13 protein-coding genes are annotated in these 13,907 nt (G+C 70.2%); 12 read left to right on the forward strand and 1 reads right to left on the reverse strand.

Annotated elements, in window-relative coordinates:
• Positions 1 to 6: 6 nt before the first annotated feature.
• The 10 genes from ftsH (at position 7) to ACGFY5_RS01470 (ending at position 9,562) form a co-directional block, all read left to right on the forward strand.
• A complete protein-coding gene (gene ftsH, locus ACGFY5_RS01425; RefSeq protein ID WP_392716087.1) occupies positions 7 to 2,202 on the forward strand; it encodes an ATP-dependent zinc metalloprotease FtsH in 2,196 nt (731 codons plus the stop codon).
• A 26-nt stretch (positions 2,203 to 2,228) separates the two neighbouring features.
• On the forward strand, positions 2,229 to 2,840 hold the full coding sequence (gene folE, locus ACGFY5_RS01430) for a GTP cyclohydrolase I FolE (RefSeq protein ID WP_392718601.1): 612 nt from the start codon (positions 2,229 to 2,231) through the stop codon (positions 2,838 to 2,840).
• Positions 2,841 to 2,863: 23 nt separating this feature from the next.
• Entirely contained in the window at positions 2,864 to 3,664 is an 801-nt protein-coding gene (gene folP / locus ACGFY5_RS01435) for a dihydropteroate synthase (protein ID WP_392718603.1), read from the forward strand.
• Positions 3,661 to 4,023 (forward strand): dihydroneopterin aldolase, encoded by a 363-nt coding sequence (folB, locus tag ACGFY5_RS01440; RefSeq protein WP_392716089.1) that lies wholly within the window; start codon positions 3,661 to 3,663, stop codon positions 4,021 to 4,023. Before folP ends, folB begins: the two co-directional genes overlap by 4 nt.
• A complete protein-coding gene (folK, locus tag ACGFY5_RS01445; RefSeq protein ID WP_392716091.1) occupies positions 4,020 to 4,526 on the forward strand; it encodes a 2-amino-4-hydroxy-6-hydroxymethyldihydropteridine diphosphokinase in 507 nt (168 codons plus the stop codon). The genes folB and folK overlap by 4 nt, the downstream gene beginning before the upstream one ends.
• Before the next feature lie 6 nt (positions 4,527 to 4,532).
• A complete protein-coding gene (locus ACGFY5_RS01450) occupies positions 4,533 to 5,027 on the forward strand; it encodes a DUF3180 domain-containing protein (RefSeq protein ID WP_392716093.1) in 495 nt (164 codons plus the stop codon).
• 15 nt (positions 5,028 to 5,042) lie between these two features.
• Positions 5,043 to 5,327 (forward strand): hypothetical protein, encoded by a 285-nt coding sequence (locus ACGFY5_RS01455; protein ID WP_392716095.1) that lies wholly within the window; start codon positions 5,043 to 5,045, stop codon positions 5,325 to 5,327.
• A 65-nt stretch (positions 5,328 to 5,392) separates the two neighbouring features.
• Positions 5,393 to 6,637, forward strand: coding sequence for an ABC transporter permease (locus ACGFY5_RS01460; protein ID WP_392716097.1), 1,245 nt, complete (start codon positions 5,393 to 5,395; stop codon positions 6,635 to 6,637).
• A 126-nt stretch (positions 6,638 to 6,763) separates the two neighbouring features.
• Positions 6,764 to 7,447, forward strand: a complete 684-nt coding sequence (locus tag ACGFY5_RS01465; protein WP_392716099.1) for an ATP-binding cassette domain-containing protein — start codon at positions 6,764 to 6,766, stop codon at positions 7,445 to 7,447.
• A 378-nt stretch (positions 7,448 to 7,825) separates the two neighbouring features.
• Positions 7,826 to 9,562 carry a hypothetical protein gene (locus ACGFY5_RS01470; protein WP_392716101.1) on the forward strand — a complete coding sequence of 579 codons (1,737 nt, stop codon included), beginning with the start codon at positions 7,826 to 7,828 and terminating at the stop codon, positions 9,560 to 9,562.
• Between the two features lie 4 nt (positions 9,563 to 9,566).
• Here ACGFY5_RS01470 and ACGFY5_RS01475 read toward each other — a convergent pair whose 3' ends face one another.
• On the reverse strand, positions 9,567 to 10,727 hold the full coding sequence (locus ACGFY5_RS01475) for an NADH-quinone oxidoreductase subunit D (RefSeq protein ID WP_392716103.1): 1,161 nt from the start codon (positions 10,725 to 10,727) through the stop codon (positions 9,567 to 9,569).
• Between the two features lie 97 nt (positions 10,728 to 10,824).
• On the opposite strand from ACGFY5_RS01475, the gene ACGFY5_RS01480 reads away from it, so the two are divergent.
• Both ACGFY5_RS01480 and ACGFY5_RS01485 read left to right on the forward strand, forming a co-directional pair.
• Positions 10,825 to 12,069 (forward strand): cytochrome P450, encoded by a 1,245-nt coding sequence (locus tag ACGFY5_RS01480; protein WP_392716106.1) that lies wholly within the window; start codon positions 10,825 to 10,827, stop codon positions 12,067 to 12,069.
• 198 nt (positions 12,070 to 12,267) lie between these two features.
• Complete coding sequence (locus ACGFY5_RS01485; RefSeq protein ID WP_392716108.1) at positions 12,268 to 13,869, forward strand: Rid family hydrolase; 1,602 nt, start codon at positions 12,268 to 12,270, stop codon at positions 13,867 to 13,869.
• Positions 13,870 to 13,907 lie beyond the last annotated feature (38 nt).

The following is a 13,907-nucleotide window of genomic DNA, read 5'->3' on the forward strand; positions in this document are numbered from 1 at the left end:
CGCAGCATGGAACGTACCCGCTTCATCCGCAGGCCCCTGGTCTGGATCATCCTGATGATCCTGGTCGCGCTCCTGTTGGGCTCACTGTTCACCGGCGATGGCGACTACAAGAAGGTCGATACATCGGTCGCACTGGCACAGGTGCGCGAGGGCAACTACAACAAAGCCGAGCTCCAGGACAAGGAACAGATCCTTCGCCTGGAACTGAAGAACGACTACCACGGCGACAAGAAGGTCGAGGCGTCGTTCCCGTCGCAGTCCGCTGACGACGTGTTCACGCTTCTCTCGGAGAAGTCCGAGGCCAACGGCGGTCCGTCCTTCAATACGAAGGTCACGCAAGAGTCGATCTTCGTGACGCTGCTGATCACCGTGCTGCCGATCCTGGTGGTCGTCGTCCTGCTCTTCCTCTTCATGAGCCAGATGCAGGGTGGCGGTAGCCGAGTCATGAACTTCGGCAAGTCGAAGGCGAAGCTGGTCAGCAAGGACACCCCGAAGACGACGTTCGCTGACGTCGCCGGCGCGGACGAGGCCATCGAGGAACTCCACGAGATCAAGGAATTCCTGCAGAACCCGGCCAAGTTCCAGGCGATCGGCGCGAAGATCCCGAAGGGCGTCCTGCTCTACGGCCCGCCCGGTACCGGTAAGACGCTGCTGGCCCGTGCCGTCGCCGGTGAGGCCGGGGTGCCGTTCTACTCGATCTCCGGTTCCGACTTCGTCGAGATGTTCGTCGGTGTCGGCGCGAGCCGCGTCCGCGACCTGTTCGAGCAGGCCAAGCAGAACGCGCCCGCGATCATCTTCGTCGATGAGATCGACGCGGTCGGCCGCCACCGTGGCGCCGGCCTCGGCGGTGGCCACGACGAGCGCGAGCAGACGCTGAACCAGATGCTCGTCGAGATGGACGGCTTCGACGTCAAGGGCGGCATCATCATGATCGCCGCGACGAACCGGCCCGACATCCTCGACCCGGCGCTGCTGCGTCCCGGCCGGTTCGACCGGCAGATCGCTGTCGACCGTCCCGACCTGGAGGGTCGCAAGGCCGTCCTGCGGGTGCACGCCAAGGGCAAGCCGTTCTCGCCCGACGTCGACCTCGACACGATCGCCCGCCGGACGCCGGGCTTCACCGGCGCCGACCTGGCGAACGTCATCAACGAGGCCGCGCTGCTCACGGCCCGGATGGACAAGAAGGCGATCACCAACGAGTTCCTCGAAGAGGCGATCGACCGCGTGATCGCCGGTCCGGAGCGCAAGACCCGGGCGATGAGCGCGAAGGAACTCAAGGTCACCGCCTACCACGAGGGCGGTCACGCGCTCGTGGCCTGGGCGTTGCCCCACTCCGCGCCGGTGCACAAGCTGACGATCGTGCCGCGTGGCCGCTCGCTGGGCCACACGCTGATCCTGCCGACCGAAGACAAGTACACCCAGACGCGGTCGGAAATGATCGACACGCTGGCGTACGCGCTCGGCGGTCGGGCCGCGGAGGAGCTCGTCTACCACGAGCCCACCACCGGTGCCGGCAACGACATCGAGAAGGCCACCGGCATGGCCCGCGCGATGGTCACCGAGTACGGCATGAGCGCCAAACTCGGGGCGATCAAGTACGGCACCAGCGACTCCGAGCCGTTCCTCGGCCGGGACATGGGCCACCAGCGTGACTACTCCGACTCGATCGCCGCTGAGATCGACGGCGAGGTCCGCGCTCTGATCGAACTCGCCCACGACGAGGCGTACGAGATCCTGAGCGAGTACCGCGACGTCCTCGATGCGATGGTGCTCGAGCTCCTGGAGAAGGAGACGCTGAGCAAGGACGACATGGCCCGGATCTGCGAGCGGGTGCAGAAGCGGCCGCCGATGTCGCCGTTCAACGGCTTCGGCAAGCGGGCGCCCAGCGACAAGCCGCCGGTCATGACCGCTGCCGAGGTCGCCGAGCTGCAGAAGAAGGCCGCCGACGAGGCGACCGCGCGGCTGGCGAACGGTGCCAACGGTCTGCGCACCAACGGTGGGGCTCACGCCGCTCCGGAGAACGACCAGCCCGGAGTGACGATCAACCCCGGCAGTGACGCATCGGTGCAGGCCCCGGGTGACCCGCTCCGCGACCCGCTGCCGCCGCAGAGCGACACGCTCGGCGGTCCGCCCACTCCAGGACAGGCCGGCTGGCCGGGAACGGGCCATTCCGGCCCGTCGGGGCAGGGAGATCTGCGCTGAGCACCGAAGCGGTCGCGTCCGACGCGCTGACGCCCGCTGGTGAAGGTGGCACTTCGGCGGAAGACGCCGTCGATCTGCCGCGGATCCAGCGGGCCGTCCGGGAGATCCTCGCCGCGATCGGGGAAGACCCCGACCGCGAGGGGCTCCGGGAGACGCCGGCCCGGGTCGCGCGCGCCTACGCGGAGATCTTCTCCGGTCTGCGCGTCGACCCGTCGACGGTGCTCACGACGGTCTTCGAGGAAGACCACGAGGAGCTCGTCCTGGTCAAGGACATCGAGCTCTACTCGACCTGCGAGCACCACCTGGTGCCGTTCCACGGCGTCGCGCACGTCGGTTACATCCCGGGTGAGGACGGCCGCATCACCGGGCTGTCGAAGCTCGCGCGGCTGGTCGAGGCCTACGCCCGCCGTCCGCAGGTGCAGGAGCGGCTGACGTCGCAGATCGCCGACACGCTGATGACCCAGCTCCAGGCGCGCGGCGTCATCGTCGTCGTGGAGTGCGAGCACCTGTGCATGTCGATGCGCGGCATTCGCAAGCCCGGTGCCCGCACCGTGACGTCGGCGGTCCGGGGCTGGTTCCAGCGCTCCCAGGCGGCGCGAGCCGAAGCGATGAGTCTGATCCTCGGATCAGGTCGGTGAACGCACCAGACCGTTGCCGCGTGATGGGCGTCCTCAACGTGACGCCCGACTCGTTCTCCGACGGCGGGCGTTACGAGAACCTCGACAATGCGATCTCGCACGCGTTCGAACTCGTCGCCCAGGGCGCCGACCTGATCGACGTCGGGGGTGAGTCCACCCGGCCCGGTGCCGAGCGGGTCGACGCCGACGTCGAGATCGAACGGGTCGTGCCGGTGATCCGCGAGCTCGCTTCGGCGGGCGTCGCCGTCAGCATCGACACGACCCGCGCGGCGGTGGCGGAGGCCTCGCTGAAGGCCGGCGCGACCGTCGTCAACGACGTCTCCGGCGGTCTGGCCGACGTAGGGATGGGTGCCGTCGTCGCCGACGCCGGCTGCCCGTGGATCCTGATGCACTGGCGCGGGCACAGCCGGCGGATGCAGTCGCTGGCCCAGTACCACGACGTCGTCACCGAGGTGCGGGACGAGCTCTCGGCGCGGGTCGAAGCGGCGGTGGCGGCCGGGGTGCGGCCGGAGTCGCTGATCCTCGACCCCGGGTTGGGCTTCGCGAAGACCGGCGTCCACAACTGGGAGCTGCTGGCCCGCCTCGACGTGCTGCAGGCTCTCGGTTTCCCGGTGCTGATCGGCGCGAGCCGCAAGTCGTTCCTGGGCCGCCTGCTGGCCGACGACGAGGGCAAGCCCCGTCCGGTCGACGAGCGCGAGGACGCCACGCTGGCGATCACCGTGCTCTCCGCGCAAGCGGGCGCCTGGGGTGTGCGCGTGCACGAAGTTCGGGCGAGCGTGGACGCGATCTCCGTGCTCGACGCGTACCGGAAGGCCGGGCAGTGACCCCTGACCGGATCGTGCTGAGCGGGCTCACGCTGACCGGCTACCACGGTGTCTTCGACTTCGAGCGCCGCGACGGACAGCCGTTCGTCGTCGACGTCGTCCTGGAGCTCGACACGCGCAAGGCGGCCGAGACCGACGACGTCACCGACACGGTGCACTACGGCGAGCTGGCCTCGCGGCTGGCGGAAGTCGTCACGGGTGAGCCGGTGAACCTGCTGGAGAAGCTCGTCGCGCGGCTCGCCGACGTCTGCCTGGACGACCCCCGGGTCTCCGCGGCAGAGGTGACAGTCCACAAGCCCAAAGCCCCGATCCCGCTGGACTTCGCCGACGTGGCGGTCACCATCCGGCGGTCACGATGACGAGCGCGGTTCTCTCGATCGGGTCCAATCTGGGCGACCGATTGGCGAATCTGGCCGGAGTGATCGCCGCACTCCCCGGCGCACGCGTCTCACCGGTTTACGAGACCGATCCCTGGGGACCGGTGCCCCAAGATGATTACTTGAACGCCATCGTGGTGGCCGAGGACGACGGCCGCGACGCGTCCGACTGGCTGTCTTTCGTCCGGGAGGCCGAGCAGGCCGCCGGTCGGGTGCGGGACGTGCGGTGGGGTCCGCGCACACTCGATGTGGACGTCGTGCAGGTGCACGATGTTCGCGGTGCGCCGGTGCTCTCGGACGACCCGTCGTTGACGTTGCCACATCCGCTGGCGTCGCAGCGCGCGTTCGTGCTGGTGCCCTGGCTCGCGGTCGAACCCGACGCGGTCCTCGCCGGGCACGGCGGGGTCCGTGAGCTCGTCGACGCACTGCCGGATGATGAACGGGGTACCGTCCGCCGCCGCGATGACCTGAGCTTGGAGAGGTGAACCGGAGTGACTCCGCCCCCCAGCCCGCCGACGCCGACCCCGCGGTTGACTCCGACCCGGCCCGGCAGCCTCGCGTTGGTCGTGCTGGTCGCATGTGTGGCTGCCTGGGCGCTGGCCAATCGGTTCTACGGCGACCTACCGATGTTCACGTGGTTCCCGGCGCTGACGCTGGCGCTGCTGGCGATCTTCGAGCTGATCGCCGCCCGCGCGACGAGGGCCCGGATCGATCGGCAGGAAGGCGCCGGACCGGTCGAGCCGCTGGCCGTGGCGCGGTTCGCCGCGCTGGCGAAGGCCTCGTCGCTCGGCGGCGCGTTGTTCGTCGGGCTCTACGCCGGCTTGCTGCTGTTCCTGCTCAGCGAGCGGGACCGGTTGGCTGCCGCCGCTGACGACCTGCCGGAGTGCACCGGTGGGTTGATCGCTGCCGTGCTGCTGGTCGGCGCCGCTCTCTGGTTGGAGCGGTCGTGCCGCATCCCGGATCCACCTGACGACGAAGAGTCCTGATCGAAGGATGTATCCATGAGCGACCTGGCCACCCTGGATGCGTTGTCGACCGAGGAGCTGCGCGAGCGCGCGTTCTCCCGGGCGCGTCGCCACGGGGACATCGGCTTCTTCTGGGACCTGATCCAGCGGCTGCCGAGCGCGCGGGAGACCGAGTCGAACGACGAGAGCCTCGGGACGGTCGGCAGCACGATCGAGGAGGCCGTCGGTCTCTGGCGTGAGCTGACCGGCCACCAGTACGGCGACTCCGAGCCGCTGATCCGTGCCGCGTTCATCGACTATCTCCTTGAACACCCCGAATAGGACGGGACGTCTACTCTCGGGGTGACGGGGGTCGGGGCGCAGTAGTGCGACCGAGGAGGTAGACGGTGCGAAAGCAGCAGAAGGACGATCCGGGGATCGACGACCGGGACGGCGGAACGCTGACGCTGCCCGGCCAGCACGAAGAGTCTTCGCCGGACTACGACTTCCGGGTCGCGGGGGAGGACACGCCCACGCAGATGCTGGGTGGAAACACGCCCCCGTACGGCGTCCCGGTGGTGCCGCCGTCAGCCGTGCCGCCGTACGAGCCGGCGGCGGAGCCGTCGCAAGAGCCGCCGTACGACCCGCCGTCGTATGAGCCGCCGACGTTCGGCGGGCCGTCGGCTGCTGCGCCCGAGCGGCCCGTCCGGGACCGGTTGTGGCCGCATCTGATCTGGGAGATCGTGCTGGCGGCCGCGGTCGTCACTGAGGTGCTCCTTGTCCTCGCACAGGACGACCAGGTCTTCAGCGGCGACGCCGGGCCCGCGCTGATGCTGTGGGTCGCGACAGCGATCCTGCTCGGCAGCGCGGCTGCCCTGTCGCTGCGCGGCGGTATGCCGAACATCGCGATCGGAGCGATCGCGATCGCCGCCGGTGCCGACTACGCCTGGCTGGTCGGCGCCGAGGGTCACCCGTTCGGCGAGGCGCTGGCGATGGCGCTGGCCGGAGGTGCGTGCGCCGGTCTGGTCATCGCGCTGATCAGCACCGCGTTCGGCGTCCCGAGCTGGGCCGTGAGCCTCGGTGTAGCGGGCGTGCTCTCCGGGGTCGTCCCGGCGTTGGTCGGGTACGACGCCCGCCCGGTCGGCAGCGAGACGCCGAACGTCTCCGTGTCGGCCGAGTGGTGGCTGATCGGCGCGGCCGGGATCTCGGTGCTCGGCGGCCTCCTGCTCGCGCTGCCCTCGTTCCGGCGGTTCGTCGGCCGGTCCCGCCCGACCGGTGACCCCGCGAAGCGCGTCGGGTTCGTGGCGTCGGTCGCGGCGGCGGGCGCCCTCGCCGGATCGGGTGCACTGGCCGCGTCCGCGGGCCTGCTGGACGCCGCGAACCGTGGCACCAGCGCAGGCGGATACACCGGGATGGCCGAACTCGCGATGGTGGGCTTCAGCGTCGCGCTGCTCGGCGGCGTGAGCGCGCACGGCCGCCGGGGTGGGATCTTCGGCGTGGTACTGGCCGCGACGCTGCTCGGGCTGGTGCGGTTGCACCTCGATCTGGTCGGTGCCGACAAGTGGCTCGGAGCCGTGATCTCGGGTGCGGCGATCATCCTGGGACTGGCTGTGACCCGTGTGATGGAGCGCCTGGGCCGACGTCCGGTTTGACCCCGACTGGTTACCGGAGCATGTCTTGCAAGTGGTGTGACGGTTACCACATACTCGGCAGCTGACGATCGTCCGCTCGGCGAGGGGGACCGGATGGCAGTGGCGTCATCATCCCTGGTACTTCAGTTGGCTGGCGTACGGGCGCGGCTCGGCCGGTCCGTCGTGTTGGACGACCTGACGCTGAGCGTCGAATCAGGACAGGTCGTCGTGGTCGTCGGGGGAGCGGGTGCCACGCTCTTCGACACCGTCTGCGGGTTCGTCCGGCCGGAGGCCGGTGAGATCACCTGGCGCGGTGCGGCGCTGCGTCCGCGCCCCCACCGGCTGACGACGCTCGGCGGTCTGGCCAGGACGCTGCAGGGCGTCGGCCTCTACGGCGGGCTCACGGTAGTGGAGAACGTGCTCGTCGGGGCCGCGGGAGTGCCGCCGGTCGCGGCGGTCCCCGCTGGGCGGCGCGGTGGCGTCGGGGTGGCGCTGCTGGGCGGTGCCCAGCTGCGGCTTCGCGGCGAGGAGTTACGCGAGCACGCGCGCGACTCGCTCACCAGGCTCGGCCTGGGTGACCACTTGGACGCGGAGCTCACGGCGGTGCCCGCGTCGCTGCACAACCGAGTGGTGCTGGCGCGTGCATTGCTCGTCGGCCCGGAACTGCTCGTTCTGGACGACCCGACGGCCGGCCTCGACGCGACGGAGGCGGCAGCGCTGGCCGGGATGCTCCGGCCGGAGGCCGGGTCGGACCGCGCCGTTCTGGTCACCACGAAGGACGCGGAATTCGCCGCGCGCGCTGCGGATCGGGTCATGCCGTTGGGTGGCTGAGTGCTGGAGGCTGAGCCGCAGGGTGGCGACGGTCACTAAAACAGTTGTCGACGGCAGAATCGCGCGTGGATTGCGAGGTCGTTAACAGCAGGGCGGGTCTTATTAATCACGCATAGTGACTTTTACCGTCGTCCACGGACCGCTGTAGTGGGTTCGTCGGGTTACCGTGGCGATGTGAATTCGCAGAGTGCGCGGTCATCGGAGCCGGTCGGACCGGTTGCGGACGGTGCCCCCTCGTCGACCGACGAGGCAAACTCGGGCGAACCATCCGCTGTGGACCTGAACGCTTCCGACAAGAAGGACGAAACGGCGGCCGAGGGGCCTTCCGAATCGCACAGAACTCGGACGCCGGGCGAGCGACTCGCTAACCTCGATCACATGCCGCCGCCTCATCTACCGCCCCCGGAGCGTGGGGAGAGCGAAAGTGCACCCACCCCGGGGTTCCGCCGACACGTCGGCAAGCTGTTCTGGGTCGGCGTCGCCATCGCTCCGCTTGCGGCATTGCTCCTGGTCCTCGGTAGTGGCGTCGGCCCGCTGCGTGCTGCCGCGGTGCTCGCGGTGTTCTCCGTCGTCATCATCGGTTTGAGCGTCGTGCTCCGCGACGACGCCGCGATGGTCAAGGACGACGTCGAAGAGCAGCTGCGCACCGAGGTCAGCCAACTGCGCAACGACATCGACTCGCTGCGCCGTGGTGTCGAGGTCTCGGTCCACCGCGAGCTCGAGCGGGTCCACCGCGAGCTGGAGGCCACCCGGCGTGACAGCGTGCTGCGTGCGGAGTCCACGCGGCTCAATCGCTTAACCGGTGCCTTACCGGCCGGGGAGGACGACTATCCGGTCGACTCGCGCGGCCGCGGTGACCGCCCGATGCGGGCGATCACCGCACCGGCGGACGGGGCACCCGGCGAGCAGGGTTACGACTGGTTCGGTAGCACCGAGGGTGAGGCCGGAGCCGGTCAGCGGCAGGAACCGATTCGCTACGGGGCAGGCACCTACGGCAGCGCCCGGCCCGCTGATCCGTCCGACACCGGTGACAACCCCGGGAACTGGCCCCGCCGGCCGGCGGAAGCCGAGCAGGCCGCGTCGGCGCGGCGCTCCGGCGGCGGCACGGAGTACGGGCGGCGTCGTCCCGACGCGGACGACAGCGCCAGCCGTTACCAGTCGTACCAGGCGAGCACGTACGGCTCCGGTGGCGGTAACACGCCGAACGAGCCGCGCAGCGGTGGTCGGCGTCGGGCGCCGGAGGAGGACTCCTCCGCGTACGAACTGATCGACTACGACGACGCTCCGCCGGCCTACACGCCGCAGCGCATCGACACCGGCGTCTACGGCTCGCGCACCGCGGGCGGCGACGACCGGTCGCGGGAGAACTCCGGCGAGCACGGCACGATCGACTACGGCGAGTTCTGGGACCGGTCCGGCGGTTCGTCCCGGTCCGGCAGGGAGTCGGCCAGGGGTGAGTCGGATCGGCGCGATGCCGACTCCCGCAACGCCGACTCCCGCAGCATTGATCCTCGCAACGCGGATCCGCGCAACGCCGACCACCGGAACGCCGACCCGCGGAGCGCGGGCGCGCAGGCCGAGGGGGCGCGCGAGGCCGACCGGCGGGACGGCGATCGCAGCTCGGCGAGCGAGTGGTCGTCCTGGCGCGAGAACACCAACAGCTGGGATTCCGGGAGCTACGGCTGGGACACCGGCTCGCAGCGCTTCAACAGCGAGGACCCGCAGGTGATCACCGGCGCGATCACCGGTGACGTCTTCGATGTGCCGTACTCGGTCGGTGGGCAGTCGCTCTCCGAGCCCTCGTTCGGGTCCGGAAACGGCTTCGCGGCCGGATCCGGCTTCGGCTCGGGCAACGGCTTCGGCGCCAAGCAGCGCTGGGACGAACTTCCCGACGTCGCACCCGCGCCGGAGTGGCAGCGCGGCTCCGACCGCTCGGGGCCGAACTCAACGGTCGCCGAGCCCTCCGCGGAGTTCGAACTCCCGAGCCTGGAACACCTTCCGCAGGCTCCGTCCGGCGGTTCCGACGACGAGGCCCCCGCACGTCGCTCGCGGCACGCGTCGATCGACGAGGACAGCGGTCCCCATTCTTCGTGGGAGCGCAGTCGGTCCTGGTAGACGATTACTTGTCGACGTCGCCCACGACGAAGAACATCGAACCGAGGATCGCCACCAGGTCGGGCAGCAGCGTGCCCGGGAGCAGCGTCGCCAGCGCCTGCACGTTCGCGTAGGACGCGGTGCGCAGCTTCAGCCGCCACGGCGTCTTCTCGCCGCGCGAGACCAGGTAGTAGCCGTTGATGCCGAGCGGGTTCTCGGTCCACGCGTAGGTGTGCCCCTCGGGAGCACGCACGACCTTCGGCAGCCGGACGTTGACCGGGCCACCCACCGTGCTCAACCGGTCCAGGCAGGCGTCCGCCAGGTTCAGCGAGACGTGCACCTGATCGAGCAGGATCTCGAAGCGGGCGTGACAGTCCCCGGCGGTGCGGGTGACGACCTCGAGAACCTCGGTGAGCTCGCCGTAGGCCAGGTACGGCTCGTCGCGACGCAGGTCGAAGTCGAGCCCGGACGCGCGGGCAACGGGCCCGCTTGCGCCGTAAGCTGCGGCGACGTCCTTCTCCAGGACACCGATGCCCACCGTGCGCGCGAGGAAGATGTCGTTCGTCCGGATGATCTTTTCGATGTCGGCCATCCGGCGGCGGACGTCGGCCACCGCCTGGCGGGCCCGTGACGTCCAGCCGGCCGGAACCTCCTCCTTGACGCCACCGACCCGGTTGAACATGTAGTGCATCCGGCCGCCGGAGGCCTCCTCCATCACCGCCTGGATCGTTTCGCGCTCGCGGAACGCGTAGAACATCGGCGTGATCGCACCGATCTCCAGCGGGTACGAGCCGAGGAACATCAGGTGGTTGAGGACGCGGTTGAGCTCGGCGAGCAGCGTGCGCAGCCAGGTGGCGCGGTCGGGCACCTCGATGCCCATCATCCGCTCGACGGCCAGCGCCACACCCAGCTCGTTCGAGAAGGCGGAGAGCCAATCGTGCCGGTTGGCCAGCATGAGGATCTGCCGGTAGTCGCGGACCTCGAACAGCTTCTCGGCCCCGCGGTGCATGTAGCCGATGATCGGCTCGGCCGAGACCACCCGCTCGCCGTCGACGACGAGGCGTAGCCGTAGGACCCCGTGGGTGGAGGGGTGCTGGGGGCCAATGTTCAGCACCATGTCGGCGGTGGCCAACCCATCCCCGGCCAGCGCAGTGGCGCCGCTGCCGACGCCTACGGTGAGCTCCACCTGCTCATCGTCCCAGAACGGCAGTTAGCGTGTTGGGATGACCGGTTCAGCGAATTCTTTTCGACCGACTCCTGCGACCCTCGTCCCGCCGACGGGGGTGCGTGAGGTCGAAAAGAATTCGTCGGCAGCTCCAGCGTTCGATCCTTGGTCGCCGGAGTTCGTCGCGTGGCCCTACGACGTGTTCGCCGATCTGCGTGCTCATGCGCCGGTCTGGCGGTTCGAGCGCACCGGGCAGTGGGTGATCTCCCGGCACGCCGACGTCGACGCGTTGCTGCGCGACCGCCGTCTCGGCCGGTCCTACCTGCACGTCGCCACGCACGCAGAAATGGGCCACGAGCCGCCCGCGGACCACCTCGAGCCGTTCTGGACGCTGAACAACAACGGCATGCTCGACCGCGAGCCGCCGGACCACACCCGTCTGCGACGGCTGGTCTCGAAGGCTTTCACGCCGCGGACGGTGGAGCGGCTGGCTCCGTGGGTGCGCTCGTACACCGACGGGCTGGTCTCCCAACTGCTCGACGCGGGTTCGGACGGGTCGTCGGTCGACCTGATCGAGACGATTGCCGAGCCGCTGCCGGTGGCCGTGATCGCGGAGATGCTGGGCATCCCGGAGGCCGACCGGCACCTGCTGCGGCCGTGGTCCGCGGACATCTGCGGAATGTACGAGCTGGCTCCGTCGACGTCGGCGCAGGAGAAGGCGGTGCGGGCCAGCGTCGAGTTCACCGAGTACCTGGTCGCGCTGGCGGCCGAGCGTCGCCTCCGGCCGGGCGACGACCTGATCAGCGCGCTCGCGACAGTGGTCGATGCCGGTGACCAGCTGACCGACCCGGAGCTGGTCGGCACCTGCGTGCTGCTGCTCAACGCCGGGCACGAGGCGACGGTCAACGTCACCGGCAACGGGTGGTGGGCGCTGTTCCGCAACCCGTCGGAGCTGGCGCGGCTGCGCGCCGGCGAGGTGGGGGTGGGCACCGCGATCGAGGAACTGATGCGGTGGGACACGCCGCTGCAGCTGTTCGAGCGGTGGGTGCTCGAAGACATCGAGGTGCACGGGGTCCGGATTCCGCGCGGGGACGAGGTCGCGTTGCTGTTCGGGTCGGCGAACCGGGATTCGTCGGTGTTCCCCGACGCCGCGCGGCTCGACCTGGGGCGGACGCCGAACCCGCACATCTCGTTCAGTGCGGGGATCCATTACTGCCTGGGGGCGCCGCTGGCCCGGTTGGAGCTCGGCACGTCGTTCGAGACGATGCTGCGGAGGGTGCCGGGCCTGTCACTCGCGGAGGAGCCGCGGTGGAAGGGCGGCTTCGTCATTCGCGGGTTGGACGCTTTGCAGGTCACCGTGTGACCACTGGGTCTGCGCATCGTCCTGTTCCGCCACGAACGAACGTCGACGCATCGTAGGGTGTCTGCCAACTCGGTTTGCCCCGGTGCGGCTTCGAAGCGGAGGATGTCCGCACCGGACGGAGCGTGGCCACGGTGTGGTGGCCCGAGGGGCGCGCAGACGGGTCAGGGAAGAGTCTCGAGAACGCTGGGACGGATAGGCGTGAGCTTCGGAGTGACCGACGATGTGGGTTCGAACGGCCGGCACCGGGCGCGCGACGCTGCCGATAATTCCGAGCTTCCCCGACGTCGTTCGCGTCGGGAGGCGTGGGACAGCCCACCGCCGGTCGGGGATTCGCGCCGACGTCCGGATCCGCTGACCGATCCGCTCGGGGCGTTGGAGTCGCCCTCGTCGGCCTCCTCGGCCGAGGAGCGGCAGTCGCGGCGGGAGCGGCGAGGATACGGCGAGGCGGACGAGGTACCGCCGGGCCGCTCGATGGGGCGGCGCGATGAGTCGGCGCGAGGTTCGGCCCGCCGAGGTCATCCCGACGAGGTGGACCGTCCGCGTCGCGTGCCGCAGCAGCGCCGTCCCGAGCTCGCCGAGGACGGTGGCCGCGTGTTGCCTCGGCGCCCCCACCGCACCCCCGAAACCGACGCCCCACCGAGCGACCGCCCCCGCCGCAGCCCCGATCTCCCCGACCGCCCCCGCGGCATCGCGGATACGGGCGATCACGCCCGGCGCAGTGGCGAGATCGTGGACCGGCCGCGGGGCATCGCGGATACGGGCGATCACGCCCGGCGCAGTGGCGAGATCGTGGACCGGCCGCGGGGCATCGCGGATACGGGCGATCACGTGCGACGCAGTGGCGAGATCGTGGACCGGCCGCGGGGCATCGCGGATACGGGCGATCACGTGCGACGCAGTGGCGAGATCGTTGATCGGCCCCGCGGGGTTGCGGACACCGGTGATCGGTCGCGTCGCGGTGCGGAGGCGGGGGATCGCCCGCGTGGCGTTGCCGAGACGGGCGACCGGATGCGGCGTAGCGGCGAGATCGGTGATCGATCCCGTGGGGTTGCGGATACCGGGGATCACCTGCGGCGGAGTGGGGAGATCGATCGGCCGCGGGGGGTTGCGGACACGGGGGAGCGGGCTCGGACGGCGGCTCGGGCTTCGGTTCCGGTTGCCGGGCGGGCAGTCGTCGGCGAGCCGGTTCGCCCCGAAATCGTGCGCCCCGAGACCGTGCGCCCCGAGGCCGTGCGCCCCGAGGCCGCGCGCCCCGAGGCCGCGCGACTCGAGGCCGCGCGACTCGAGACTGCGCGACTCGAGGCCGGGCGGGCCGAGCGCACCTCTGGGCGGGTCGCACCGGCCCCGGAGCACGCGCGGAGCTCGCGGAGTGCGCAGGCCGTGAGCCGGACACCGGCGGGCGAGCCGGACGCCGTCCGGCGGATCAACCCCTTCGACCTCCCCGAGCCGCGCGGCTACTCCCACGCGACGATCGCGAGCGGCCAGATCGTGTTCCTGGCCGCGCAGTCCGGCGTCGACATCGACGGCCGAATCGTCGACGGTGGTCTCGTCGCCCAGTTCGACCGCGCGGTGCAGAACCTGATCACCGCGCTCACCGCAGCCGGCGGCTCCCCTGAGCAACTGGTCAGCATCACCGTCCAGGTGACCTCGATCGACGACTACAAAGCCAACTCACGCCCGATCGGCCACGTCTGGCGCGCCCGCCTCGGCGGCCTCATGCCGGCCCTCTCGATCAGCGAAGTCCGCCGCTTCTGGGACCCCCAAGCCGAGATCCAGATTGCTGGGTGCGCGGCCCTTTGAGAACGACGCTGCCGAGCGGGCGGAAGGACTTGAGTATT

The organism is Cryptosporangium sp. NPDC048952, from assembly GCF_043197895.1.
GTDB lineage: Bacteria > Actinomycetota > Actinomycetes > Mycobacteriales > Cryptosporangiaceae > Cryptosporangium.